Below are 23,795 nucleotides of genomic sequence, written 5' to 3' on the forward strand. Positions count from 1 at the left end.
CATGACCGACACCCTGGCAACCGTGATCTACACCGCCCACACCCACACCACCGGCGGCCGCGACGGCCGCGGCCAGACCACCGACGGTGAGCTGGACCTGCCCCTGAGCCCGCCCGGCTCCGGCCGCCCCGGCACCAATCCCGAGCAGCTGTTCGCCATCGGCTGGTCTGCCTGCTTCATCGGTGCCCTGCGCCGCGCCGGGCAGAAGCTGAACGTGCGCCTGCCGGCCGATGTGGCGGTGGACGCCGAAGTATCGCTGGGCAACACCGCCGACGGCGGCTTCGCCCTGGCTGCCCAGCTCACCGTGCACCTGCCGGGGCTGGAGGCCGAGGACAAGGCGAAGCTGGTCGATGAGGCCCATCAGATCTGCCCGTACTCCAAGGCTTCGCGCGGCAATATCGAGGTGGGGTTCGTCATTCCCTGATCGAGCCCTTATCCACAGCGCAGCCCGCACACCGTCATCGGTGCGCGGGCTTTTTTCTTTTCGTAGGAGCGAGCTTGCTCTTGAACCCGCCCACTTCCGAAGGCGCCAGGAGTCCGTTGGCGAGCAGGCTCGCACCGACAACTGTCGACTATGTGCGGTGCCCACTTGTAGGAGCGGGCCATGCCCGCGATCGCGCCCATGGGGCGCTCCTACAGGTTGATGCCGGTATTCCCGGCCGGATAGGAGCGGACTTTGTCCGCGATGCTTTTGCTTCGGGTAGGGGGGGCTGCGTCGCTCGGGCTCGGTGTTTTGCCCCCTCGGGCGAGTCACTTTGGAAAGACCCAAAGTGACCAAAGGTCTCGCCCCTGGCATCCGGCCTTTCGCTTCGCGAAAAGTACCCTCGGTTCCTCGGAGTTCCAGGGGCCCGAACTAGGCGTCCCCCTCGACGGGCCATCCCCGGCCCGACAACGCTCTCGCAACATCCATGTCGCTCAACCCCTGAAACTCCGATCACTGTCGGCCTCCTGAAAGGGGCACTCCGGAGCGCGCGGATGTTGCACTGGAAGTCTTCAGCATGTGGAGGCGGATAACGCTGGCGCGTTATGCGCCCTACGGTCTCAGCGGCGCGGAGGGAAGCCCGAGGGTCGTACGCACCTTGTAGGAGCGGGCCACGCCCGCGAACAGCGGACAAAGTCCGCGTTCAACCCCCTGCACCGACTTCCCGCAGACAAACAAAAACGCCCTCTCCAAAAGGAGAGGGCGTTGCTGGTTGAACAGACGAATCGCTAGCTGATCAGACAGTCCGCGCAGCTCCCAGGAAGCGCCGCACCATCCCATCCACACTCAGCGCGCCCGAGCCCTTCAGCACCAGCGGCAGCAGCGCCACCAGGTAGATCAGCGGCAGCTTGTAGTTACCGAAGCCATGGTCGGTGATCGAGTAGCCTTGGGCCAGTTCCGCGAGGCTCGACCACTGTGCAGGCCAGTGCACTGCGGCGATCGCGACGATGGTTACCACGATCAGCGAGGCCGAGGCGAAGCGGGTTGCCAGCCCCAGGAGCAGCAACACCGGCGCGATCAGCTCGGCCCACATCGACACCTGCCAGTCGAAGCCGGCGGAGAAGTGGTTGAAAGGGAAGGGGAAGCTGGCGTGGATCTGTTCGAACCAGTTGTCGCCGTGCCATTTCTCCAGGCCCGACTCGAAGAACTCCCAGGCCAGGAACAGCCGCAGCGGGATGTCCCAGCCCCAGGCGGCGAGGCGGTCGAGTTGGTCGAAAGCGGTCTTGAGCGGGTTCAGGGTCAGCAGGGTCATGGCACACCTCGTGGGCAATATTGTGGGCAGTCGGTCGTGGGCAAGGCTTGGGCGGCCGGGCGAGGGTTTCGCCCGGTGGCGGAGAAGTCGGGATCAGGCGTTTGGCAGCGCGGGGCGGGCGCTACGGCGCAGGCGGACGGCCAGCTTGGCGATGAGCTTGAAGGCGATGGCGCTGAAGATCAGGCCGAAGCCCAGCGGGTACCAGGAGCCCATCGGCAAACGCTTGTAGAAGGACAGGAAGAACACCCCGGCGATCACCCAGGTGCCGGTGCTGTGCAGGCTCTTCCAGACACGAGCGCCGAGCAGCTTCACCGCGTAGGGGAAGGAGGTGACGGCCAGCAGGGCGATGAACAGGTAGCCGACCGAGCCGGGAATGTTCGCGGCGACGCTGCGGCCGTTCCAGAAAGTCTCGGGGAAGAACTTCACGTAAAGGAGGATCAGCACCGCGTGCACGGCGTGGGAGAAGGCAAAGGCCAGCCCGAGGAAGCGTCGCTCGCGCAGCAGACCACGGGTGAAATCGCTCGGCACCAGCGCTGCCAGGGACGAGGCGAGGAAGGTGGCGAGGAACAGCGCGAAGGAAGTGCGGGCGGTGACGCGGATCGAACTGCGCAGCGCCTCCACGCCTTGCGGCTGGGACCACAGGGCCAGCACGGTGACGATCAGCACCAGCAGCGACAGCAGGGAAAACAGGCGCCAGCCATGCAGGCGGGCAGGTTCGGCGGGACGGTTCATGGCAGGCTCCTTTGGGGGAACTCGGCGGGCGGGGTGCCGCCGCTGTTCGTGGAGCCATCTTGTCGACGGGCCTTATCCCGGATGTGTCCGGGGAAGGCCGTCTTGTATCTCTGTGTACATTATCGGGCGGGCGGCAGTTCCAGTTGCACGCACAGCCCGCCGCTGGTGCGGTTGGACAGGGTCAGCGTGCCGCCCAGCGCCTGGCTCAGCTGCAGGGCGATGGCCAGCCCGAGGCCGGTGCCGCCGGTGCTGCGGTTGCGCGAGCTTTCCACCCGGTAGAAGGGTTTCACCACCTCTGCGAGTTCTTCCTCGGGGATGCCCGGGCCGTTGTCGAGTACACGGACACACACGCTGCCCTGGCTATCGCGCTCGACTTCCACCTGGGCGGAGCCGCCGAACTTCAGGGCGTTGTCCACCAGGTTGGTGAGCACCCGGCGCAGCGCGTGGGGGCGGGTTTCCAGCACGGCATTGCTGGTGCCCTGCAGCTCCACGGCCTGGCCGCTGTCCTGGTAGTCGAGGACGAGGCTGTCGAGGAAGGCGTCGAGGTTGACCTTCACCGCCGCCTCGCTGGCGCCGTCCATGCTGCGTGCGTAGGCCACGCCTTCGCGGACCAGGTGCTGCATTTCTTCCAGGTCGCTCCACAGGCGCTCGCGCTCGGGCGAGTCGTCCATCTGCTCGACGCGCAGCTTCATCCGGGTGATGGGCGTCTGCAGGTCGTGGGAGATGGCGGCGAGCAGTTGCATGCGCTCCTTGAGGTAGGAGCCGATACGCCCCTGCAGCGCGTTGAAGGCGCGGGCGGCGTAGACGACTTCGCTGGGGCCGCGTTCGTCCAGCTCCGGCGCCGGGGCGTCCGGGTCGAGATGATCCACGGCCTGGGCCAGACGCGTGAGCGGGCGGATCGCCAGGCGCACAGCAATCCAGGTGCAGAACAGCAGCAGCGCCAGTTGCACGACCAGCACCCAGGGCAACCATTGTGCGACCGGCACACCCTTGGGCGTCACATCGATGGTCAGCGGCATGCCGTCGGCGAGCTTGAGGTGCGCCTGGAAGTGCGGGATGGAGCCGGGGATATCCTCGAAGCGCAACGCATAGCGTGGGCCGATGGAGTCGGCGATGGACATGGCGGCCATCGGCGCCTGCGCCATGTTCATCGGCTCGCCGGGTTCACCGCCGTCCAGCCGGTAGCGGTAGTTGGGCCGCTGCACCATCGGCAACCAGGCCTCGCGTTCATCCTTGGGCAGGCGGTCGAGCAGGGCGACTGCGGTGCTGACGTCGGTCTCCAGGTTGCCCAGCATCATGCTGCGCGCACTCTGGTAGCGCTCGTAGAACTGCGAGCAGAACGACAGGCTGTAGGCGAACACCAGCCCGGCGAGGAAGATCAGCGCCAGGCGCGCGGCCAGCGTGCGTGGCCAGTGCAGGAGGGATTTCATTCGTTGGGCTCGAGCAGTTCGACGGCCAGGGCGAAGACGTAGCCTTCGCTGCGCACCGTCTTGATGTAGGCCGGCTCGCGGGCGTCATCCAGCAGGCGCTGGCGCAGGCGGCTGACCAGCAGATCGATGGAGCGGTCGAAGATGTCCGCCTCGCGGCCCTGGGTGAGGTTCAGCAGTTGCTCGCGACTGAGCACGCGCTGCGGGTGATCGACGAACACGCGCAGCAGGCGGTATTCGGCGCCGCTCAGGGCGACCAGGGTGCCGTCTTCATCGAGCAGGTGGCGCGCGGTGGTGTCGAGCTTCCAGCGGCCGAAGCCGATCAGCCGGCTGGCCTCGCTGACCTGCAGGTTCGGCGGCAGCATGCGGGTGCGGCGCAGCACGGCGTTGATCCGCGCCAGCAACTCGCGGGCGGAGAAGGGCTTGGTGAGGTAGTCGTCGGCGCCCATTTCCAGACCGATGATGCGGTCGGTCTCGTCGTTGCGCGCGGTGAGCATCAGCACCGGGGTGGACTTGTGCTTGCCCACTCGCAGCTCGCGGCACAGTTTCAGGCCGTCGTCGCCGGGCATCATGATGTCGAGAACGATCAGGTCGACGCTGTTGCCATCGAGGAAGGCGCGCATCTGCCGGCCGTCTCCCGCCAGGCTCACGCGCAGGCCGTTCTTCTTCAGGTAGTTGCCGACCAGCTCGCGGATCTCGCGGTCGTCGTCGACGATCAGTACGTGATCGACATGGTCCATGCCGTTGCCTCGTTCGTAGTGGGTTGAGGCGAGTTTATAGCGCAGCGCCGCGCTTGCCTTCCGTGCTTTGTATTCCACTGTATCTACAGCCGCCGCCGATACCCGGCGCGGCAAACCTGGGCCTTGCGCGACACAAGCCCGATACCTCCTGAACGTGAAATGGGCACCAACGGCGAGGCACACAGCCCTCGCCGGCCAAACCCGACACAGGACAGGAGAACCACCATGAAAGCCATCCAGATCGCCAATGCTTGCCTCTTCGCTGCCGTCGCCGCCTTCGCCAGCTTCAGCGCCCAGGCCGCGGACACCCAGCCCGCCGAGGCGTATCACTACGGCCAGAAACTGGACGTGAAGCGCGTCCTGGCCATCCACGAAGAGAACGCCTCGCCGTTCGACTGCGGCATCGTCAACGCCCGCATGGACTACCTGGATTCCAGCGGCCAGCCGCACAGCCTGGCCTATCGCAAGTTCGCCACCAACTGCAACGAAGGCGGCTGATTCGCCTGATGCCGCGGCCATGAGTGGCCGCGGCGTTCATTCCCCGGCGTTTATCCCAAGCGTGAACCCCACGGGCCGACGGCCCACCGAGGTGCCCATGTTGCTCATCGCCTTTCTCGGCGGGGCGCTGACCCTGCTCAGCCCCTGCATCCTTCCCGTACTGCCCTTGTTGCTGCAGCGCGCCGGCGGCCCGGCGTGGTCGCCGTGGGTCACGCTGCTCGGCCTGGCCAGCGGCTTCGCCGTGCTGGCGAGCCTGGCGACCGTCTCCAGCAACTGGGTGATCGCCGCCAGCGAGTGGGGCCGCTACTTCGCCCTCGCGCTGCTGTCGGTTTCCGCCGTTGCGCTGCTCTGGCCGCGTTTCAGCGACGCTCTGGCCAAGCCCTGGGCGTGGATCGGTGATCGCCTGCAGGGTGAATCCCGGCGCCTGCCGCCGGCGCTTTCCACCTGGGTGCTGGGCTTCGCCGCCGGCTTGCTGTGGGCGCCCTGCGCGGGACCGGTGCTGGGTCTGATTCTCTCCGGCGCCATGCTGCAAGGCCCGAGCGCGCAGACCAGCCTGCTGCTGTTCGCCTACGGCCTGGGCAGTGCCACGGTGCTGGGCATCGTGCTCTTCGCCGGTCGCCGACTGATGCAGCACCTGCGGCCGCGCATGGCCGTCATCGAAGGCCTGCGCCGCGCCACCGGCGTACTCGCCCTGCTGGCCGTGGTCGGCATCGCCAGCGGCACCAGCGCACAACTGGCTTCCGGCAGCTCATCCACGCTGGTGAACAGCCTGGAGCGCAAGGTCATCGACGGCGTACCCGCGCTCATCAGCCAACTGATGCCCGGCGACATGGCCCACGGCGCCGAACGCCTGCCCGACCTCGGCCCGGCGCCGGAACTGCAAGGCGCGGCGGAGTGGATCAACAGCCCCGAACTGAACCTGCGTGACCTGCGCGGCAAGGTGGTGCTGGTCGACTTCTGGACCTACGACTGCATCAACTGCCAGCACAGCCTGCCGTACGTGAACGCCTGGGCGAAGAAGTACGCCGACCAGGGTCTGGTGGTGATCGGCGTGCATACCCCGGAATACCCCTTCGAACGCGTACCGGCCAACGTCCGCGCAGCAGTGAAGCAGCATGACATCCACTACCCCGTGGCGCTGGATAACCAGTACCGCATCTGGAACGCCTTCGCGAACCAGTACTGGCCCGCGCACTACTTCATCGACGCCCAGGGGCGGATTCGTCACCTGTCGATTGGCGAAGGTGGGTATGAGGAGCAGGAGCAGGTGATTCAGACGTTGTTGAAGGAGAGGGATGGGGTGAGGGCTGGGGCCTGAGTGAGCGAAGGGGCGGATAGTGCATCCGCCCCTTTCCATTCTGTGCTCGACTGATGTCAAAATGAGCTCATCGCTGACAAGGAGGTCGTATGAGGCTGATCACTGCTTTGCTCATGGTGTTGCTGGCGGGGTGTTCCGCACATGTGAAAAGGTCTGCCGAGGAACCGCTGGCGCTGTATTCCGACACGCGTGGCGTCATCGTGCTCAACATCACGGGCTCCGAACGGGTGCAGAACAATACCGAGTGGGGCGTACTGCGCAACGTCTGGATGAATGCTATGCAGCGCCAGGCCGTGGCGGCGGGCCTGAAGTACTCGGAGCAGGTGGGTGAAACGCGCTTGTCGCAGACGCCCGCCACTCTGGTCCAGATCAACGTCACAAACTTCCGTTACCTGACCACCGGTGAGCGGGTGAATCTTGGCGTGATGGTCGGCAACGCCTGGGTCAATTCCGAGGTGCAATACCTCGACGCACAGACCGGCAAGCTCATGGGCTCGCGCAACTACGACACCTCATCCAGTGCTTGGGAAGGCATACTCTCGGCGATGACCGACAAGCAACTGGAAGCGTTGTCGCAGTCCATCATTGCGGATGTACGTGGCGCCAGTGCGCTCGCCCGATCCGAACCTGTCGCGGCGTCATCGTCGAAGGCGGCCGAGCAGGCATCCCTTGAGCAGAAGCTCGCTGAACTGCAGCAGCGAAATCTGCCGTATGAGCAGTATCAGAGCGAGTACCGACGGATTCTGGATGGTGGCCAATAAGGGCTGCCGACCGGGCTGAGGAGCACCGTCATCAGCCTGCCAGCTGATTCCGCCCCTGCTTCTTCGCCTCGTACAACGCGGCATCAGCCCTTGCCACCAGCGCCTCGGCCGAGGCTTCCTGCCCCGGCACCGCTGCTGCAATGCCGATGCTCACGCTCACCCGCCCCAACGGCGAAAGCTCATGGGGCAGGGCAAGGGCTTCCACCGCCTGTAGTAGCTTGTTCGCCATGCCACGCGCGCCGGCGAGGTCGGTCATCGGCGCGAGGAAGACGAACTCCTCTCCGCCGTAACGCGCCACCAGATCGGTCGAGCGGTTGACCGTTGTTGCCAGTGCCTGGGCGATCTCGCGCAGGCAGGCGTCGCCAGCCGGATGGCCGTAATGGTCGTTGTAGCGCTTGAACCAGTCCACATCGACCACCGCCAGCGCCAGTAGCTCGCCGGAGCGGCGCGCATGGCCCCATTCCTGTTCCAGCACCTGGTCGAAGCGGCGGCGGTTGGCAATGCCGGTGAGGGCGTCGGTCAGGCTCATGGCTTCCAGCTGGTTGTTCAGCTCGCGCAGCTCGTCGGTGCGCTCGGCGACGCGCAGCTCCAGTTCGTGCTCGGAGGTGCGCAGGTTATCCACAAGCTGCTGCTGGGCGCGGATCAACTCCTCCTGCACCCGCGCCTTCTCTCGGCGCATCACGTTGAAGCGGTCGGCGAGGGCGAAGGCCAGCACGATCATCTCCATCGCCGAGCCGAGTTGCAGGCCGTCCACGGTGAACAGGTTGGTCGGCACGATGCCCATGGCGCGCAGCGAGGTCATCGCCCCGCCGAGCATCAGCAGCGCGAAGGCGGCGAGGAAGAAGAACGCGCTGCGCTGGCGCTTGAAGGCGCAGACGCTGGCCGCGACCAGCAGCACCACCGCCGTGGCGAAGTTCAGCATGATCCCCGCGCGGGACACATACGGCAGCGCGAACGCGTAGGCGACGAGGCTGAGCAGGTACAGCGCGATCATCCCGCGCAGCACCCAGTCCAGGCGCGGCAGGATGCGTTCGAGCTGCATCATCCTCCTGGCGAACAACAGCAGTGCGGCGAGGGCCAGCGACACGCCGGAGTAATAGACGATGTTGGAATTGAGCGGCACGCCGAAGATCGCCCAGTCCGGCGCCAAGCCGTTCTTGATCGCCAGCGCCGAGGCCGTGCAGCCGACGAAGACCACGTAGAGCAGGTAGATCGGGTCGCGCAGGGCGAACAGCAGCATCAGATTGAACAGGATCATCGCCATGGCGATGCCGAAGTACCACGCCTTGCCGGTGTAATCGTCGCGCTCGTAAGTGTGGAATGCCTTCACCGGCCACAGCTGCAGCGGCACCAGCAAGCCGATGCTCGACTCCACCCGCAGGTACACCACCTGCTCCGACCGCGCTGGCAGGTTCAGCGGGAAGACGAAATTGCGGTTCGGGTAGACCTTGCTCGACTGCGGCACGTCGCTGCCGGTGTTGATGGTTCTATACGAACCATCCGCCTGCGGGATATTCGCCTGCACGTGAGACACCCGAGGGTTCTCCACGACCAGAAACCGCTGCAACGGCGCGTCGCTGGAGTTGCTCAGCTGCAACTTCAGCCAGAACGCCGAACGGGTGAAGCCCATCGCCAGCGCACTGCCCGGCGGCTGGTTGCCGTTGAAGCGCGACTGCTGCTCGGGGGATTGCACGTCTGCCAGCGTCAGATTGCCGGTTGGGTCTTCGAGAACGGAAACGTAGGTGGTCAGCGTGAGTGGCTGGGTGGTGACGCTGGCAGCGTCGACCACGTGATCGGCCCAGGCAGGGTGGATCAATAGAAGCAGGAGGGGGAGCAGGAGCCAGGACAGGGATAGCCGGTGCGGGGCGAGGGCGGGCATGCGGCGGGTCCGGGGATGTAGGTGTGCCACGGAGTTTACAAGACAGGCTTTGGCGACGCCAAAAACACAAAAGCCCCCGGCAACTTACGCTGCCGGGGGCTTTTGCTTGGGATTCTGGAGCGGGCGAAGGGAATCGAACCCTTGAGAACACTGCTTTGATGTGTCGCTATGCGTGTCAATACAACCGTTTTCGTCGCATCGGCGCCTCATTCCGTACCTTTCCGTGCCATTGATTTCGACACATTTTCGACAGGTATCCGATGAATGCTGTCGACTAATAGCTGCCGATCGTCAAGATCTTTTTCAATCAAAATCTACCGCAGTTGCCTTTAATCGGTACCCTTCATCGGGCATCTTACGATTCGGCTCCATTTAGGATCTGTCTCGTCATCAGCCTGTGTCCGGACTTCTTAATTGTTCCTCAATGGAGGTGTGAGCTATGGTCGAGTCAGGACGTTGCGACATGACCGCTAACAACCTATTCGACAGTCCGCTCGGAAGATAGCAGCGAAACCACTGGAAAAAAGGAATGATTAGTGGTTCTGGTGGTTCCCCAGGAACTAGCGAGGCCATGTATTCGCAGTGTCGCTTCAGACAGGTGAAGCTGAGGCGTTGAGGGCAAGCGCTCAGAATTCATGGGCGTGTAGTAAGATTCGCCTGATAGTTTGTTTAATGGAGTACATCGCTTCGTGAAAAGAGACTTAGGTAAGGCAGGTGAAAGCAAGTTCGTCAGTTGGTGTAGTGATGTAGGTATCACTATCAACAAGGCTGAAGAAGATAAGCATGGATGGGATTTTCTTTTAGAGCTTCCGGTAAATAGAGCAACTGGAGCTGCGTTCGATCTGCATAGATCAAACATGATCTGTAAGGTTCAGGTAAAAGCTACCGAAGGGAGGAGGCTTTCCAAAAGCGTAGAACTATCTAATCTTCATTCTTTGGCTACTGATCCACTACCTGTCTTTTATCTATTTCTTCACTTTGATAGTGGTGCTACTCCTGTGGCTGCCTATTTACTTCACCTTGATGAAGGTTTAATAAGGCGAATTCTAAAAATGGCGAGAGAGCATATTTCTACCGGACAAGGAAATCGGCTGCACAAGAAGAGTTTAACTTTGAGCTATGACGAGACCAATCGATTGCCTGAACCCAGTGGGCGAGGATTGCTAAAATATATTGAGGATAATCATTATAGGAGGTGGGGAAGGTATCTTGGTGAGAAGCAAGAAACTCTTAGTTCTGCAGGATTTGAAGATGGGGGGGCAGATATATGTTTCACTATCAAGGGGGGCGAGCAGAGAGAAAATTTTATTCTCGGCTCTCTAGGCTACGACAATAAAGTGACGGTTAGTGATTTTTCACTCTTTAATAAGCGTTTTGGAATTAAAGATCCAAAACCTGTTGTTGCTATGAAAAATGCAGTGATGACAATGACAAGGGCTGATTTTACCCAGACCAGGGTAATGATTACCAGCTCGGCTGTCGAGACTTTAGTGTTGCCGGCTAAGGTGTATTTGAGTCCTCTAGTTAATAGCTTGGATAGAGCTATATTTCGTGTGTCAACCGATTTCTTGGATATATGTGCTGACGTAGGCACGGGGAAAATAAATGTGGTGCCGGCTTTTGTGGATGACAATGACTACTCTCTGAGCTTGCTGCGTAAGGCGCTCATATTTTTTGAAAAAACCATAACTTCTCGACACGATATCTCTGTATTCTTCGAACATCAGGGTGATTTTCTTAGGGTTTTTAATGCTTATACCAATCCGCTTGATAAGTCGATTGAGTGTTTAAGTGTGGTGGCGGAATATTTGCGTGATATCCTGAAGGATTCATTTGACTGTTCATCTCTATCAGTTAGTTTAAATTGGTTGCGTGAAAATGAGAGCGCCCTGCTGGATTTGCTAGGCTTGAAAAAAGGCCTTGGGAGCCTAAAGATAAAATTCGAGCAGGAGGAAAGCTCTGGTAGTGCCCGCCCCTCGATAGCTCACTTTTTTCACTATAGGACTTTAGTTTTAGACTCAGTATGCTATGTATTTATTTTTGCTGCTCAATGCACTAGGTTTTATGAAGATGGTCGGCATGGTTTTGCCGGGGATTTCAAGCTGGTTAGAGAGGAGGGGGGGCCCAACTCGGAATCATGGGTAAATGAGTTTTTAATTTCTGAAGGGATGCGATTAGCGAACGAAATTATTAAAATTGGGGATGTATATTGTGATGATTATTGGACTGATCTATCCAGTGCTCCAACTCATCTAATGATTCGTACGGGGTAGGCTCTACATTTTCCGCAACCTTGTCTTAGATCAATAACTAAAATTATGGAAGATGTTTCATGTCTGGACAGTTGGCCTCCTTTTTGCGAACGGCAGGAACTAACTTAGGTGACCCTTCGCCAGGCGATCAACTGCTTTCGTTGTTAGACGTTTCCTGAAATAGCTTGCGGATCATTTATTGTCGTCATATTGGCTTTGTAAATAATAAGTGGCGTAGATGGGAAGTGCTGTCGTGGGATTTATTAGGGGGATTTTGATGCAGCGACCGCTAGGTTTGGAGTGTGTAAGAAAAAGTAAGCCGTTTCCCTTGGAAACGGCTTTGCTATGAAAAACAGACTTATGTTACGGTGTGTTTTTGACTATCTCGTCAAGTATTTTTATTGTTTCTGGCATTGACTGGTCCAGAAGCTCCATAGGGTTTTTTATTCTGAATAACGGGGCGGGCCTCCCGTGCATGGCTTTCTTCACTTTAATATCAATTCGATCATGCTTTGCAAGGATCTGCTTAAGAGTTGGCCAGCTTTCATCTTTCAACAGAAATGATCCTTCATCGTCACCTTCTTCTCTTATGTAACAGTAACGGTTTGAACGGCGTGCGAGTTTCTCCAGTAATCTTACTGCTGAATTTTCTGAATATTTGTTTTCAGAGGTAAGTATGCTGTGCGTTGATAGCTCGCTGCTAATTGTCTCTGGTGAGCGTTCTATGCGGGAGTTTAGTCCGCGAATTTCTAGTGAGTCTACTTGGGGATGGCTTTTCCCAAACTTGGTATATTCGTCGATTACTAGTGTGGTGATTCTTGCTTTTTCGAATATTACATCTGTCAGGTCAGCGCCGCATGCATCTATGCGACTGGCAGAGAAGTCATTCAATATTCCAGATGGAGAACCAGCAGCAAACGTTGCTTCATTAACGGATAGGTAATCTAGTCTATTAAGTAGTCCCAGTGAGAATGCTAGAAGAGCTAGTGCTGATCCATTGTTCGATAGGCTATCGGCAGTTAGATCTTTGTTGAGTTCTGAGTACAGATAGGTTGTAGCGTCCTTCGCTTGTTTTTCTTTGGAGGTGAATACCTCCGCAAATACTTCTAGTTGTTCATTGCCTAATATTGTTCTTCGAAGTACAGAGGGGGTCGATCTCCCTGCTAGTCCTTCGAGTATGGCGTGGGCGAAGAAATAGTACTGAATTTCTGAATGAGGGAATTTTCTCTTGTCTTTTTCGGTTGTTATTTCAAGGAGAGAAGTGCTCCCGGACTTGTGAGAAAGTTTGCGTATCGATAAATCGTCTGTAACTCCCTCAAATACATAGGACATGATAAAGGAAAGGTGTTCTAAATCTATTAGATTATTTTCTCTCATCGCCATTTCGAGCGATATCTCGGAGAACAAATGGTGTAATGAGGGTATTACATCTTGAATATCTAGTCCTTTTAGGCCGGCAGATATTATTTTTGCCTCTCGTTGGATGAGGTTGTTAACAAGATAAGATCTGAAACCCTCGTCTTTTACTTTTTCCCAGCCGCCTGCATCTCTCAATACATTAAGGAAAAATGGACGAAGTGCATAGCTTCCCTCTGACAAAATATCCCGTGTTATTTCTGAGTTAATGTCATCAGGTTTCCAATGTGGGGATTTTGAAAGGTATTCTATTGCGCTTTCTGGCGATACTAGGTTGATGTGCCCGAGTTCAAGTTGGATGCTATCGCCATTTTCTTTATTTATTCTATCTAATAATTCTTGTTGGTCGATGAAAGTGTCTCTTGCAGCAAGTATTATCTGCCCAGAGTTCCCTACATCGTTGAGGAAGTGCTGGAGAGCTCTCCAAGAATCTTCATAGCCGTCAGCGTCAACTAGCTCATCGAATCCATCAATTGCAGCAATTATTAGGCCGTGTCGAACTAATATTGGTACATGCTTTCCATTAAAGCATGCACCGATTTCTTGCGTGGTCGCCGCCAATACGTCAGGGAAGTTCGAAAGCCTTCTCCCTCCGCTGCTAATGTGTAGAACAGGCGGCGACTGATTGTCATTTAAAAACTTTGCGGCTTGCTTTTTTGCTAGACGTTTGATTTGATATGTTTTGCCTACGCCAGCTGGTCCATCAAGCAGAGTTAGTGAGATCTTTCCGTCGGTAGAAGATATTTTTTCAGCTAGATTTTCAGCTGAGATCTTCTTCTTGTTTATTGTTATTTCGGCTGGAATTTCGGGACCTTGCTCTTGTCTTGTATAGTACCGGTGTTGAGTGTCGGCTAATCTTTTTATGTCGCAAAACTCTGCCGATGCTAAAAGAGACCTCAAATTTTGGTAGTCTCCTTTACGGTGCTTTGAGGATATTCTTCCTGAGGTTTTATCGATCTCGAAGATTAGCTCTCTTGCATTTCTTATTAGCTCTATCCTACGTTTTCCTGCTGGGTTTTTCACTTTGCTGTCAGTGAAAGGGTCGCTAAATGCAAGAATGTCGCACGTGATTTCTTCGATATCCATATTTTTAAATCCTGTGAATTATTCCGGATGATGAGATGTGCCGACTTTCGTGTTCTCTTGATACTCTAAAGACGTATGTCGGCATTCCCCAGGCTTCAGCAACAAACGCTCCAGGTAGAAGATCATCATCATCGCCAATAATTATCGCTGCTGAACTGGGCTCTGAGTCTCTTCTAAAGTTTCTACTTTCGGTTCTGCAATGGCAAAGGAGGTCTGAGGTGAGTGATGTGTCCACCATCTTCTGTTGAAGCCTCACAGGTTTTCTTTTTCCGCCTTGATCTTGTCTTAAAGTGTCATATAAGGGAACTCTTGTGCCGCTGCAGATTAGTTCATTGCCAAATTGAATCTCGGGGATAAATATAGAGTTCCCTTCTCGTAGTGAGCGAATCCTGCTCTTCGTATTTTCCCAGGCTATTCTGTCTTTAGTTGCTGTTGTTCCTTGATGCCAGCCGTGGTAGATGCGAGCCTTCTCTATTGTGGTTCTTCTGTTGTTTGTTATTTCGTTGATTTTTTAAGTGTTTTCTTTTGTAGCTCTTCAAATATTGCGCTTATAGCCGTCTCTTTAGATTTCAACGGAGCGTCAGGGTCGCGAATTGCGAACCCGTTGGATGAGATCCGAGCGGCACTATCCCAGTCTATGAAAACACTTACTCTATACATGTGGTCAGCGTCCTGGCGATATCGTTATTTTGGGGACTCAACATGTTGATGGTGCTAGCCCATTGGGCTAAAGCTGCTCGCGGCAGAGCAATAGCGCTGTTTCATGTAGTCACTACTTAGTTTTCGGTCGCTTTTCCATCTACCTTCCCAGGAGCGGCATTCCTCCTTGAAGAATTGCTTCGCTCCCTTTCTGCATTCGCGGTAGTCGATTGACCCTCGTTTGTGATTGGAGCATACCGACGTATCGTCAATGTAGTTATTGATCACCGTCCACTCTGCGTAGTAATGAGCGCCACCACTCCATTTATCGACCCATGCACCGGATTGCTCGATGCTATTGCTGGACGATCTGCTCGATGCGGAAGTGGGATTTCTGTACGCCTCTGATTGGCGCACAGCCTCCATGTCAACAACGTTAGTAGCGCCCTTGGGAACGTAGTTGGTGTCGTTGTAGACGGTTTGCTTTGGCTGGGCCTGCTGGCGGTTGCGTTCGTTTACGTCGTCCCAGAACAGTTGCTCGGGGGTCGCTGCGGGCTGGCCGGCGGGCTCGTTGAATTCGTATTTAGGCGTGTAGCTTTCTGCCGGGGGCGCCTGCGCAATTGGCGGCTCAGGCGGAAACGGAAGCTTGTGATCGGCTACATAGACGGCCAGGGCGGTGAAGGCAACCCCGATGCCCACGGCAATCACCCACTTCCCAGCGCTTTGGCGTTTGCGCTTGAGGTGCTGCGGGGCGTCGTCCCAGTCTGCTTTCATGAGGCCTATTCCGTGGCTTTACATGTGAGGGCATTGTGCCATTCTGTGCTTTTCGTGGCCAGAGTCCCAGTGATGCACTTTATGCGCCTCTTTTCTCTGGCTAGTTACGTAGTTTTGTCGCTGGCCTTTAACATTTGGCTAAGTTCTGCGATTTCAACAGCGTAGCGAAGTTTTCTTAACTCAAGAGATGCAAATAGCGCCGCAACAACACAGCTGGTGACAATGACACTTGCAGCGTAAATCAAGAAGTTTGTCCAGTTGTCAGCGTAGCCGCCAGTAAGTATTTTCCATATTGATATTCCCTTTTCGTCAAGTTTTTCGAAAGTTTCCCAGCTGGTTTTTAAAATTGTTAAAATAGTCAGGCCGCCGCCTCCTATTAAAACTCCTAGCCTTCTCTCTACTCTCTTTATCTTGGTTTCAAAAAGACTTTTTGCTATCTTCAAATGGTACGGACTAATGTCGTTAATTAGTTCTGCATTTTTTAAGTCGTTCTGAGATTGTCGCTTAAAAATAGAAAATAGGCTATTTTCCTTTTTGAATAAATCTGTAACTGCAAGGTACGTGACAATTAATAGGGATGCGACTGCCATAGCAACACTTGTTAGGATTGCTAGAAGAGCTACTTGTTTTGTGGTACTCGATAGAGGGGAGATATACGTCGTCCAGACAGCAAGAAGTAGAATTATCGCGTAGATGGAAAGGGAGATTACTATTAGGCCGTTAGATACTCTATTAAATATCTCTTCGTGATGAGTTTTGTTGTTTTTTAGTTTCTCTTTTTTTAGCCTTCCAAGGCGATCAAGAACTGCAGTTACCTCATTGGCGATTATATGAGGTTTGGTGGTTTTTTTCAGATTTTCCATGCTCATCCTGCTGCTGCCTGTGCTATCTGATTTGCTTTTCTCTTTAGTTTTTTGTGGTTTTTTGTGTATGAGAATTTACTTGGCTGCCTGATTTGGATTGGTCGATCTTGAGTTAAACAGTATTCACAGAAAAATGATTGCAAATATCATGGCGCACGTAGCTACGCCGAATAGGTAGCCCTGAATAAAGATCTTTTTTGTCTTGGCTCTGATCGCTACTTCGTAACGGGCAGCTAGGACGGCATGAGCCGGAGGGATGGTTTTGGCCTTTGCCAAGTCTTCTGGATCGATGGACCGTTGCTGCTGCCTGGGGAGTCCTGTTTGCGCGCGCTCGGCTGACTGTTGACCTTCATTATGGCTGCGGGCATCCCTGAACCATTCCCTGTCTAGCAATCCCATCTGTTTCTCCTTGGCTCTTGCCTCTACCGATCATCTTGCCGGGCAAACCAGCGCCTAGCTACTTCCTTGGTCATCGCTATCCCGCGCTTTGATCGGCCAATTTTGAATTCGCTACGTCGTATTCCGGACTAGTTTGGCCGACCTCTGGCATTACCTCTCCTGTTAGCAGCCACCAACGGTACTGGGGGTACACCTCAGCAATTGCCAGGATTTCTTCTTCCTTGATCTCTCGATTGCGTGCCGGGTTTTTCAAGTTATTCCACGTGTAGCGACTGATGCCCGTGCGCGCCTCAAGCTCAGGCAATCGAATACCTGAGCTTTTAAGAATTTCTATAACGCGAGCTTTTATCATAATAAAATGATCTATTGGTGATCTATCCAAAATGGATAAATCCATGAACTATCCATTTCAAGTTGATTCAAATCGGATCATCTAGATGCGAATCGATTTATTGGAACGAATAGTGACGGAACGAGCATGGAACTGGAAGAGCTGAACCCTGGCGCCCTGGTAGGGCCGCAGCAGGATGTGGAGTCGATAGAGCATTGGGCTGAACGCAACGGTGTCGCCTATGGCATCGCCCGAGCCTGGGTGTATCGGGGCGTTCTGCCTTCCGTGAAGTTCGGCAAGTTCCGCATGGTCAACAGCGCTTTGCTCCGGAGCTGGCTGCTGGAGCAGGAGTGGACGGCATGAACGACCGAATGGGAGAACGACTGTGAGCAAGGAGAAATGGAATCTGGACCTGTGCGGCATCGCCACCTTCGCGGAGATGTGCAGCGTGTCCTATGACGAGGCGGCCCAGTGGGCGGAAGACGGCACTGTTCCGAGCATCCAGATGGGGTGCTTCCGCATGATCAACCTCGCCCGCTTCCGCGATGACATGGAGCGCGGCAAAGCCACCTTCGGTGCGGGGGACTACAGCAATGAATAGCCAGTCTCCCGTCCTCGATGCTGACAGCGCCCTGCCTTACTTGGGGAAGACCGTACTCGTTGAGTTGGCCTGGGAACAGGACCCGGAATCGCTCTGGTGCTGTATGCACATCGTAGGCATCGTCCTGCCGCTGGCCGGTATCCAGGAAGAACCGTACTTCCTGGTCAAACACGTCGCTGGTGACGAGCCATTTCCCAACGAGATGTTCTGGTCGAACGTGCGCACGATTCGGGTGATGCGGTACCGCGACCGGCACGGTTCCGGCAACGTACTGGGCCGCGTCACCCACCCTGACGACTCGCGCTCAAGGGCCGCGCTCCCGGATCGTCGGAACAGCCCCACCGTTCCGTCGAACGGAAGCACGGGCGGAGCGAACCCTTGAACGCATGCCCTTCATCAGCCTCGGCCGGTGAGTGTGGGGCAGCTTCTCCGCCCCGCGCTCCCGAGCCCTCGGCGGCAAGAGCGGGATGACAAGGGCAGCGCCCTTGGTGTGTTGGAGGCATCAGCCATCAAGAAAGCTGATGGCTCGGATTGCCTGCTCATGACGCCGAATGTTGTTCCGTCGCTATTCGTTCCAATGCCTCTAGAACGGGCTTCTAGCCATCAAATCAAACGATTAGTCGCGCCGCCGGCTGTTTGATTCAATACCCATATCCCACTGCAAAACCTCGATAGCGCAGATGAACCGGCGAGCGCGCCTGTTTATCCGTGCCGGGCCAACTCATGCCTGTGAAAAGGCAACGGAGGCAGCGCGATGCAACTACCCGATTGGACTTACGACCTTGTGCTGTTGGCGCTGGCCTTCCTGCTGGGCGCGCTCTCGATCCTGGGTTCGTCCTCGCCTGCGGTGGCGTTTCCCTACTGATGGTCGAGGGTTGGGGCGTGGGCCGCGCCCCCGGCAAGTAGCGTAAGGCACGAGCGCCCTGCCGGAGGGCGCGGCCGACGACCCCTGTAACACGTCGGAAAGCCCAACTACCAACGTTTCAATTCGTAGCTATTTGGAGTGTTTAACATGGCAAAGCCCTATCACATGCTGCGCATTACCCTAAAACCCAATGGCGAGTTCGTAGAGTCGGAGAGCGGTCGCCTGTTCTTCGATGACCAGCGCAAGCGATTCATTGACCTGTCCAACGTTCGGTTGCTGCGTTGCGGCGTCGACACCGTTCGCCAGTTGTACAACGGCATGATCCGGCCTGAAGTCATGGCGCTGTTCGAGCAGCCGGAAGAGTTCGTTAAGTTCGCCGGCCACCAGTGGGCCAAGGGCAGGGTAGGGCGCGATTCGGGCTATCAGTACCGTCTGCAGAACGCTGACATGGGCGTGATCCTGCTGATCAAGAACCACAACGTGAAGCTCGAGAACATCGGCGCTCACCTCAAGTTCGAGATCTCCCCTCACGCCCTGGATGGCGCGGATCCGCAATCACTTCAACGCCTGATGGATGACCTGGCGCGGGCTGTGCTGATGCACTGCGAAACCAATCAGTGTGCGGTCCACCTCGCCTTGGATGTGCAGGGTTGGGAGCCTCCGCGCGACATCGTGGAGCACATGCATTGCCGGTCGCATCGGGTGCGCCAGATCACTGGGATTGAGCGCATTGAGTTCGACAGCAGCGCCTCCGTCTACGGTCGCGGTGAGACATACATGTTCGGCTCCGCCAGTGGCCTGCAACTGTGCATCTACAACAAAACGATCCAGGCACGGGCCACCGACAAGCTCGATTACTGGAGCAACGTGTGGGCATCCCTCAACGGCGATCCGTTCGGTGATGGCGACCCGGCTTACAAGCCTGAAGAAGACGTTTGGCGTCTTGAGTTCCGCTTCCATCACTCGGTGATTCAGCAGTTCTCCGAAGGCTCCACGCTGTCCTCTGGTGAGGTGATTGGGTGCCGCACCTATGCCGGCCTATGCCCGCACCTGCAAGGCCTCTGGCGCTACGCCTGCGACAACTTCCGCCTGTTCAAATCGAAGTCCCGCCTCGATCCGTTCTGGACCCTGATCTTCCAGGACGCAAAGGTCCAGGTGGAGGCCGATCCGCTGATTGATCGCACCGAGTACCGTCGCTACTACAAGACCGCACAGGGCTTCTCCGGCAAGAACTGCGAGATGTTCCTAGGCCAATTCGTCAGCCTGATCGCAAGGGAGCGCGTGAACATAAAAAAGGCTATTGAGGTCGGCAAGACGCTGCCGTTCTGGCACGTGATCGAGGATCACTACAAGGCCAAAGGCTTCACGACTGTCGACCTCGAAAAGCACATGCGCAAGCTGCTGAATGACCGGTATCTGCGGCGGGGGTACTCCATCTAGTGAGCATCACCAAGCTCCCTGATGGTCGCTGGTTCGTCGATGTAGAGCCGATCAAGGGCAAGCGCTTCCGCAAGCGGTTCAAGACCAAGATGGAAGCGCAGCAGTTCGAGGCCAATGCTCGCCAGAAATGCTCTGAGAATCCGGGCTGGACGATCAAGCCCAAGGACCGCCGCAAGCTCTCCGAGCTGGTCGAGCTCTGGTACGAACTGCATGGCCAGACTCTAGCGAACGGTAAGCGCTGTGTGGCGATTCTGCGGCTGATAGCGAAGGATTTGGGTGACCCGGTAGCGGTGTCCCTGGAACCAGCGAAAGTGGCCCGTGTGCGCTCCTTGCAGGTCGCTAAAGGCATGTCGGGGAAGTACGCCAACAATCGCCTTGGCTACCTCAAGTCGATGTACAACGAGCTCCGGCAGCTGGGCACCATCGACTACGAGAATCCTGTTGGGCGAATGCGCCCGTTGAAGCTTCAGGAGAAGCCGCTGTCGTACCTGACCAAGCACCAGGTATCCGAGCTGCTGGCCGCGCTCGATGCTCGCATCACGTCACCGCACCCGAAGATGGTCGCTCGCATCTGCCTTGCGACTGGTGCTCGGTGGGGAGAAGCGCAGGCACTGACCCTGGATCGGTTGAAGGGCAATGTGGTGATCTTCGCCAACACCAAGTCGAAGCGTGTTCGCTCGGTTCCGATCTCGGAAGGGTTGGCCAAAGAGATTCGCCAGCATTGGCAGACTCACGGACCGTTCACCAATTGCCTCGGCGTATTCCGCATCGTGCTGCTGTCCACGTCGATCAAGCTCCCGAGAGGGCAGGCCAGCCATGTGCTACGCCATACGTTCGCCAGTCACTTCATCATGAATGGTGGGCACATCGTGACGTTGCAGCACATCCTGGGGCACGCCTCGCTATCGATGACGATGCGGTATGCACATCTGTCAGAGGATCACTTGGCTGATGCAGTCAGATTTGGGCCGCTGAGATAGGCAAAGTGACAGGAAGAGCTACGCCTCATTTATGAGCATGTAGATCTCGTCATTTGACGTGTTCTTTAGCAAGGAAATCATATGTTCTTCGCCTCCGCGCCAGAACAGAAATAGATTCTGGTCGCTTGCTGAGATGGCGAATTGCTTTCCTAGAAACCCATCAAGTGTCGGTTTCCAGTCCCAAGGGAGCACTTTGCCGTTGGGAAGTTGGAACGAAGTTCTTTCTGTTGGAGAGAGGGAGCTAATCGCTAGGGGCGTTGACCGGACTTCCCATTTGAGGATTTCGTCTTCACAGAAGATGCGCAGGTATGCGTTGTCCCTGGTGCTGATGACCAGTTCTCTGCCGTTGAAAGCGTACTGGTGGAAGATTTTTCCGTTGATACCTGAGGCTTCGATTTCTTTGTTCTTCTGCTGGGCAGCCCGAGCTGTCTCGCCAAATGAATCGTGTTCTACAAGACGGTCTAGGAATGTTGCGTTAATCAGCATGCGATGCCTCCCTTCCATGATGGCAAGCGTGCAGTATCGACACTTTTTCGACACCTTTCCCGCCCCAAAAACGCAAAACCCCCGAAACGCTAGGCATTTCAGGGGTTCGGCAGGGTGTTCTGGAGCGGGCGAAGGGAATCGAACCCTCGTCATGAGCTTGGGAAGCTCAGGTAATGCCATTATACGACGCCCGCTTGGGGGTGCCTTTTTACCAGAAGGGCGGGGCTTAGTGAAGCCTCGGACGTTCAGGTGTTACGAGCGGGCTGCAGCTGTGAACAACGTGGCGCAGTAAAAAACCGGGGGCGGAGGGGCTGGGGCCGGCCCCCGGTTGTGTGCGCTGGCGGCATCAGCCCACCATGGCGGCGATGGGCACGCCCTGGCTGCTGGGCAGGTAGGGGTTGGCCAGGACCGGGTGGCGCTGGGGCTGGAGGAAGGTCAGGAGGGCGTCCTGGGTGTCCTGCCAGGCCTTCTTGTGCTCCACGTCGATGAAGTGGCCGGCGTTGCGGATGGTGCGGAACTCGCAGTCGCGGATCAGTTGCTGGAACAGCTTGGCCTCGGCCGGGGTGGTGTAGATGTCCAGCTCGCCGTTCATGAACAGCAGCGGGATATCAATGGCCGCGAACTTCTCCATGTAGCTCTCCGCGCTGAGCTTGAGCACCTGGCAGATGTGGAAGTGCATCTGCTGGTATTCGTGCTCGTCGAGGCCGCTGACATGGCGGAAGTTGTAGCGCTTGAACAGTTGCGGCAGGTAGCGGCCGATGGTGTCGTTGACCAGGTTGCCGACGTTGGTGCGGTCGCAGGCGGACAGGTAGTCCAGGCCGCGGTGCAGGTAGTCGAGCATCGAGGCGTTGAGCAGCGGCGAGAAGGAGTTGATCACTGCCTTCTGGATCCGCGCCGGGCGTTCGGCCAGGGCCAGCAGGGTGGCGACGCCGCCCCAGGAGAAGGACATCACCACGTCGGCGCGGTAGTGCTCGATCAGCCCGAGCAGCAGCTGCGCCTCGTACTCCTTGGTGATGAACTCGCGGCAGTCGTTGTGGGCCTTTGACCGGCCAGCGTACGGCTGGTCGTAGCACACCACGTTGAAGTGCGGTTGCAGGTATTTCACCGTTTGCGCGAAGGAGGCGGTGGTTGCCAGCGAGCCGTTGACCAGGATGATGGTCTGGCGCGCTTCCCTGTTGGCGTGAAACTCCGTGTGTACCCGATGTTGCTGAATCTCGACGACGGCGGTTTCCGGCCTCATGTCGTATTCCTCCAGACGCAGGTCATGGTGCGCATCCACCATCGGATGCGAAGAAAGTACCCAGGCAGAGGAAAGCGTCTTGACGTGACAGCTTCATGTCACTCGACGAAAGTTAATAAACTCTTAATTTTCAATAATTTAGAGCATCAATAGAGGCGAGGTCCGGCGTCGTTGAAGACGCGGATTCGGGCTATTGATCAGGCAGGGAAGGGGCGGCTTGGGGAACGGCGTGCCGCGAAAAGCTATCTTGGATGCAGCGTGTGACTCATTGGTCACGCTTGGGCCAGAGTTAAGCAGCACCGTTCAGCCGGCGCAACCGCCGCTGAGCGCTTGAGTCACATCTGCGGCGCGGATTCCGACGAAATGACATTTCTCTGCGCGATTGTCCGGCGCTTTGGATAAGCCGGATTACACTCTTGTGATAGCTGTAACGCCCCCTGCCGAAGACGAGCGAACTTGCCGTGCTCCCCCTGAGGCCGATACCGCGTGCGGAGCGGGTCCATGGCACTTCACCGAAAGTTCGTCCCACTGCTGGTCCTGGCCCCGGCCGCATGGCTGTGTGCGGAAGCCATGGCCGAGGATCGCTACGGCTGCGAACAACCGGTTTCCGTCGCCTACACCCGCAACGTAGTGTTCTTCCATGACGACGTCGGCATCGACCCGGATCTGATCGCAGAACTGGGCAAGCGCACTGGCTGCCAGTTCGAGGCGTCCGTCCGTCCGCGCGATGAAATCTGGAGCATGCTGGAAAGCGGCGATCTGCAGATGGGCACCAGCGGCGTCGCCACGCCGCAGCGGCGCGCTTACACCTACCTGCTGCCTTACCTCTACATGCGCAACAAGCTGATCGTGCGCGACGACCTGGGTGAGATGAACAGCCTGGAGGCCTTCCACGACATGCCCGGCGCGCGCCTTGGCGTGATTGCCGGCTACCGCCATGGGCCCTTCATTGACGGCATGTTGCGCATCCTCCGCGCCGAGGGTCGGGTGGTGGAGTACAAGGACGATGCGACCCGTTTCAGCGCGCTGCTCAACGGCGATGTGGAGGGCGTGATCGGCCACGAGATGAATCTTGAAGGGGCGGTGAGCGATCGTCGTCAACGCGAACGCTTTCATGTGATAGACGTGGTGCCCGGGCCGGCGACACCCCACAACCTGATGCTCTCGCGCAAGCGCTTCACTCCGGCGCAAAGCGCCGAATGGATGCGCCTGCTGGAGACGTTGTGGCTGGACGGAACCCTGGCCCGGATCATGCGTAAGAATGCACCGCCGCAAGTGGCGGAAGGACTGCTCGACAGCGGATATCGCTACAGCTCCACGGACAGAGGCTGGTAA

23 protein-coding genes and 1 tRNA gene are annotated in these 23,795 nt (G+C 57.1%); 11 read left to right on the forward strand and 13 right to left on the reverse strand.

What is annotated here, in order from left to right; translation table 11 throughout:
• Position 1: 1 nt before the first annotated feature.
• The gene (locus ABKS89_RS06335) at positions 2 to 424 is read left to right on the forward strand and encodes an organic hydroperoxide resistance protein (RefSeq protein ID WP_081517574.1); all 423 of its coding nucleotides are present in this window, start codon (positions 2 to 4) and stop codon (positions 422 to 424) included.
• Between the two features lie 793 nt (positions 425 to 1,217).
• Here ABKS89_RS06335 and ABKS89_RS06340 read toward each other — a convergent pair.
• From ABKS89_RS06340 to ABKS89_RS06355, 4 genes are all read right to left on the reverse strand, one after another.
• Positions 1,218 to 1,733 (reverse strand): HvfX family Cu-binding RiPP maturation protein, encoded by a 516-nt coding sequence (locus tag ABKS89_RS06340; protein ID WP_348587985.1) that lies wholly within the window; start codon positions 1,731 to 1,733, stop codon positions 1,218 to 1,220.
• Between the two features lie 93 nt (positions 1,734 to 1,826).
• A complete protein-coding gene (locus tag ABKS89_RS06345) occupies positions 1,827 to 2,465 on the reverse strand; it encodes a hypothetical protein (protein WP_348587984.1) in 639 nt (212 codons plus the stop codon).
• A 119-nt stretch (positions 2,466 to 2,584) separates the two neighbouring features.
• Positions 2,585 to 3,883 carry an ATP-binding protein gene (locus ABKS89_RS06350; RefSeq protein WP_348588178.1) on the reverse strand — a complete coding sequence of 433 codons (1,299 nt, stop codon included), beginning with the start codon at positions 3,881 to 3,883 and terminating at the stop codon, positions 2,585 to 2,587.
• An 8-nt stretch (positions 3,884 to 3,891) separates the two neighbouring features.
• Positions 3,892 to 4,632, reverse strand: coding sequence for a response regulator (locus tag ABKS89_RS06355; protein ID WP_138212393.1), 741 nt, complete (start codon positions 4,630 to 4,632; stop codon positions 3,892 to 3,894).
• 225 nt (positions 4,633 to 4,857) lie between these two features.
• On the opposite strand from ABKS89_RS06355, the gene ABKS89_RS06360 reads away from it, so the two are divergent.
• The 3 genes from ABKS89_RS06360 to ABKS89_RS06370 all read left to right on the forward strand — a co-directional run bounded on the left by ABKS89_RS06360 (position 4,858) and on the right by ABKS89_RS06370 (position 7,209).
• Positions 4,858 to 5,130, forward strand: a complete 273-nt coding sequence (locus ABKS89_RS06360; RefSeq protein ID WP_348587983.1) for a DUF2790 domain-containing protein — start codon at positions 4,858 to 4,860, stop codon at positions 5,128 to 5,130.
• Between the two features lie 97 nt (positions 5,131 to 5,227).
• Entirely contained in the window at positions 5,228 to 6,448 is a 1,221-nt protein-coding gene (locus tag ABKS89_RS06365; protein WP_348587982.1) for a cytochrome c biogenesis protein DipZ, read from the forward strand.
• A gap of 89 nt (positions 6,449 to 6,537) precedes the next feature.
• Positions 6,538 to 7,209 carry a hypothetical protein gene (locus tag ABKS89_RS06370; RefSeq protein WP_348587981.1) on the forward strand — a complete coding sequence of 224 codons (672 nt, stop codon included), beginning with the start codon at positions 6,538 to 6,540 and terminating at the stop codon, positions 7,207 to 7,209.
• Positions 7,210 to 7,240: 31 nt separating this feature from the next.
• On the opposite strand, the gene ABKS89_RS06375 is transcribed toward ABKS89_RS06370, so the two are convergent.
• Positions 7,241 to 9,088: a sensor domain-containing diguanylate cyclase gene (locus ABKS89_RS06375; RefSeq protein WP_348587980.1), complete on the reverse strand. Its 1,848-nt coding sequence runs from the start codon at positions 9,086 to 9,088 to the stop codon at positions 7,241 to 7,243.
• 689 nt (positions 9,089 to 9,777) lie between these two features.
• On the opposite strand from ABKS89_RS06375, the gene ABKS89_RS06380 reads away from it, so the two are divergent.
• Positions 9,778 to 11,361 (forward strand): hypothetical protein, encoded by a 1,584-nt coding sequence (locus ABKS89_RS06380; protein ID WP_348587979.1) that lies wholly within the window; start codon positions 9,778 to 9,780, stop codon positions 11,359 to 11,361.
• 342 nt (positions 11,362 to 11,703) lie between these two features.
• On the opposite strand, the gene ABKS89_RS06385 is transcribed toward ABKS89_RS06380, so the two are convergent.
• The 5 genes from ABKS89_RS06385 to ABKS89_RS06405 form a co-directional block, all read right to left on the reverse strand.
• Positions 11,704 to 13,842 (reverse strand): NACHT domain-containing protein, encoded by a 2,139-nt coding sequence (locus tag ABKS89_RS06385; protein ID WP_348587978.1) that lies wholly within the window; start codon positions 13,840 to 13,842, stop codon positions 11,704 to 11,706.
• A gap of 714 nt (positions 13,843 to 14,556) precedes the next feature.
• Positions 14,557 to 15,255 carry a hypothetical protein gene (locus tag ABKS89_RS06390; RefSeq protein ID WP_348587977.1) on the reverse strand — a complete coding sequence of 233 codons (699 nt, stop codon included), beginning with the start codon at positions 15,253 to 15,255 and terminating at the stop codon, positions 14,557 to 14,559.
• 104 nt (positions 15,256 to 15,359) lie between these two features.
• The gene (locus tag ABKS89_RS06395; protein ID WP_348587976.1) at positions 15,360 to 16,118 is read right to left on the reverse strand and encodes a YuaM family protein; all 759 of its coding nucleotides are present in this window, start codon (positions 16,116 to 16,118) and stop codon (positions 15,360 to 15,362) included.
• Between the two features lie 123 nt (positions 16,119 to 16,241).
• A complete protein-coding gene (locus ABKS89_RS06400; protein WP_348587975.1) occupies positions 16,242 to 16,517 on the reverse strand; it encodes a hypothetical protein in 276 nt (91 codons plus the stop codon).
• A 76-nt stretch (positions 16,518 to 16,593) separates the two neighbouring features.
• Positions 16,594 to 16,914 (reverse strand): helix-turn-helix domain-containing protein, encoded by a 321-nt coding sequence (locus ABKS89_RS06405; RefSeq protein ID WP_348587974.1) that lies wholly within the window; start codon positions 16,912 to 16,914, stop codon positions 16,594 to 16,596.
• An 81-nt stretch (positions 16,915 to 16,995) separates the two neighbouring features.
• Here ABKS89_RS06405 and ABKS89_RS06410 point away from each other — a divergent pair, with 81 nt between their 5' ends.
• The 5 genes from ABKS89_RS06410 (at position 16,996) to ABKS89_RS06430 (ending at position 20,734) form a co-directional block, all read left to right on the forward strand.
• Positions 16,996 to 17,211 carry a hypothetical protein gene (locus tag ABKS89_RS06410; RefSeq protein WP_023090053.1) on the forward strand — a complete coding sequence of 72 codons (216 nt, stop codon included), beginning with the start codon at positions 16,996 to 16,998 and terminating at the stop codon, positions 17,209 to 17,211.
• 22 nt (positions 17,212 to 17,233) lie between these two features.
• A complete protein-coding gene (locus tag ABKS89_RS06415; RefSeq protein WP_023090052.1) occupies positions 17,234 to 17,449 on the forward strand; it encodes a hypothetical protein in 216 nt (71 codons plus the stop codon).
• Positions 17,442 to 17,831 (forward strand): hypothetical protein, encoded by a 390-nt coding sequence (locus ABKS89_RS06420; protein ID WP_058200725.1) that lies wholly within the window; start codon positions 17,442 to 17,444, stop codon positions 17,829 to 17,831. Before ABKS89_RS06415 ends, ABKS89_RS06420 begins: the two co-directional genes overlap by 8 nt.
• Before the next feature lie 630 nt (positions 17,832 to 18,461).
• Positions 18,462 to 19,754 carry a phage replication initiation factor gene (locus ABKS89_RS06425; RefSeq protein WP_169936338.1) on the forward strand — a complete coding sequence of 431 codons (1,293 nt, stop codon included), beginning with the start codon at positions 18,462 to 18,464 and terminating at the stop codon, positions 19,752 to 19,754.
• Positions 19,754 to 20,734: a phage integrase gene (locus ABKS89_RS06430; RefSeq protein ID WP_348587973.1), complete on the forward strand. Its 981-nt coding sequence runs from the start codon at positions 19,754 to 19,756 to the stop codon at positions 20,732 to 20,734. The genes ABKS89_RS06425 and ABKS89_RS06430 overlap by 1 nt, the downstream gene beginning before the upstream one ends.
• An 18-nt stretch (positions 20,735 to 20,752) precedes the next feature.
• On the opposite strand, the gene ABKS89_RS06435 is transcribed toward ABKS89_RS06430, so the two are convergent.
• The 3 genes from ABKS89_RS06435 to ABKS89_RS06445 all read right to left on the reverse strand — a co-directional run bounded on the left by ABKS89_RS06435 (position 20,753) and on the right by ABKS89_RS06445 (position 22,460).
• The gene (locus ABKS89_RS06435; protein WP_348587972.1) at positions 20,753 to 21,220 is read right to left on the reverse strand and encodes a hypothetical protein; all 468 of its coding nucleotides are present in this window, start codon (positions 21,218 to 21,220) and stop codon (positions 20,753 to 20,755) included.
• A 120-nt stretch (positions 21,221 to 21,340) separates the two neighbouring features.
• A tRNA-Gly gene (locus tag ABKS89_RS06440) sits at positions 21,341 to 21,414 on the reverse strand.
• A 152-nt stretch (positions 21,415 to 21,566) separates the two neighbouring features.
• Entirely contained in the window at positions 21,567 to 22,460 is an 894-nt protein-coding gene (locus tag ABKS89_RS06445; protein WP_348587971.1) for an alpha/beta fold hydrolase, read from the reverse strand.
• A 501-nt stretch (positions 22,461 to 22,961) separates the two neighbouring features.
• On the opposite strand from ABKS89_RS06445, the gene ABKS89_RS06450 reads away from it, so the two are divergent.
• Complete coding sequence (locus ABKS89_RS06450) at positions 22,962 to 23,795, forward strand: substrate-binding periplasmic protein (protein WP_348587970.1); 834 nt, start codon at positions 22,962 to 22,964, stop codon at positions 23,793 to 23,795.

It is taken from the genome of Pseudomonas sp. LABIM340 (assembly GCF_040017195.2).
Lineage (GTDB): Bacteria > Pseudomonadota > Gammaproteobacteria > Pseudomonadales > Pseudomonadaceae > Pseudomonas.

What these genes read in the sequence shown, in the direction of transcription:
- ABKS89_RS06335 (WP_081517574.1), top strand. Translation starts at nt 2, where the DNA reads ATGACCGACACCCTGGCAACCGTGATCTACACCGCCCACACCCACACC.
- ABKS89_RS06405 (WP_348587974.1), bottom strand. Translation starts at nt 16,914, where the DNA reads ATGGATTTATCCATTTTGGATAGATCACCAATAGATCATTTTATTATG.
- ABKS89_RS06435 (WP_348587972.1), bottom strand. Translation starts at nt 21,220, where the DNA reads ATGCTGATTAACGCAACATTCCTAGACCGTCTTGTAGAACACGATTCA.
- ABKS89_RS06370 (WP_348587981.1), top strand. Translation starts at nt 6,538, where the DNA reads ATGAGGCTGATCACTGCTTTGCTCATGGTGTTGCTGGCGGGGTGTTCC.
- ABKS89_RS06425 (WP_169936338.1), top strand. Translation starts at nt 18,462, where the DNA reads ATGGCAAAGCCCTATCACATGCTGCGCATTACCCTAAAACCCAATGGC.
- ABKS89_RS06355 (WP_138212393.1), bottom strand. Translation starts at nt 4,632, where the DNA reads ATGGACCATGTCGATCACGTACTGATCGTCGACGACGACCGCGAGATC.
- ABKS89_RS06345 (WP_348587984.1), bottom strand. Translation starts at nt 2,465, where the DNA reads ATGAACCGTCCCGCCGAACCTGCCCGCCTGCATGGCTGGCGCCTGTTT.
- ABKS89_RS06450 (WP_348587970.1), top strand. Translation starts at nt 22,962, where the DNA reads ATGGCACTTCACCGAAAGTTCGTCCCACTGCTGGTCCTGGCCCCGGCC.
- ABKS89_RS06385 (WP_348587978.1), bottom strand. Translation starts at nt 13,842, where the DNA reads ATGGATATCGAAGAAATCACGTGCGACATTCTTGCATTTAGCGACCCT.
- ABKS89_RS06365 (WP_348587982.1), top strand. Translation starts at nt 5,228, where the DNA reads ATGTTGCTCATCGCCTTTCTCGGCGGGGCGCTGACCCTGCTCAGCCCC.
- ABKS89_RS06375 (WP_348587980.1), bottom strand. Translation starts at nt 9,088, where the DNA reads ATGCCCGCCCTCGCCCCGCACCGGCTATCCCTGTCCTGGCTCCTGCTC.
- ABKS89_RS06445 (WP_348587971.1), bottom strand. Translation starts at nt 22,460, where the DNA reads ATGAGGCCGGAAACCGCCGTCGTCGAGATTCAGCAACATCGGGTACAC.
- ABKS89_RS06395 (WP_348587976.1), bottom strand. Translation starts at nt 16,118, where the DNA reads ATGGAAAATCTGAAAAAAACCACCAAACCTCATATAATCGCCAATGAG.
- ABKS89_RS06400 (WP_348587975.1), bottom strand. Translation starts at nt 16,517, where the DNA reads ATGGGATTGCTAGACAGGGAATGGTTCAGGGATGCCCGCAGCCATAAT.
- ABKS89_RS06420 (WP_058200725.1), top strand. Translation starts at nt 17,442, where the DNA reads ATGAATAGCCAGTCTCCCGTCCTCGATGCTGACAGCGCCCTGCCTTAC.
- ABKS89_RS06360 (WP_348587983.1), top strand. Translation starts at nt 4,858, where the DNA reads ATGAAAGCCATCCAGATCGCCAATGCTTGCCTCTTCGCTGCCGTCGCC.
- ABKS89_RS06340 (WP_348587985.1), bottom strand. Translation starts at nt 1,733, where the DNA reads ATGACCCTGCTGACCCTGAACCCGCTCAAGACCGCTTTCGACCAACTC.
- ABKS89_RS06390 (WP_348587977.1), bottom strand. Translation starts at nt 15,255, where the DNA reads ATGAAAGCAGACTGGGACGACGCCCCGCAGCACCTCAAGCGCAAACGC.
- ABKS89_RS06410 (WP_023090053.1), top strand. Translation starts at nt 16,996, where the DNA reads ATGGAACTGGAAGAGCTGAACCCTGGCGCCCTGGTAGGGCCGCAGCAG.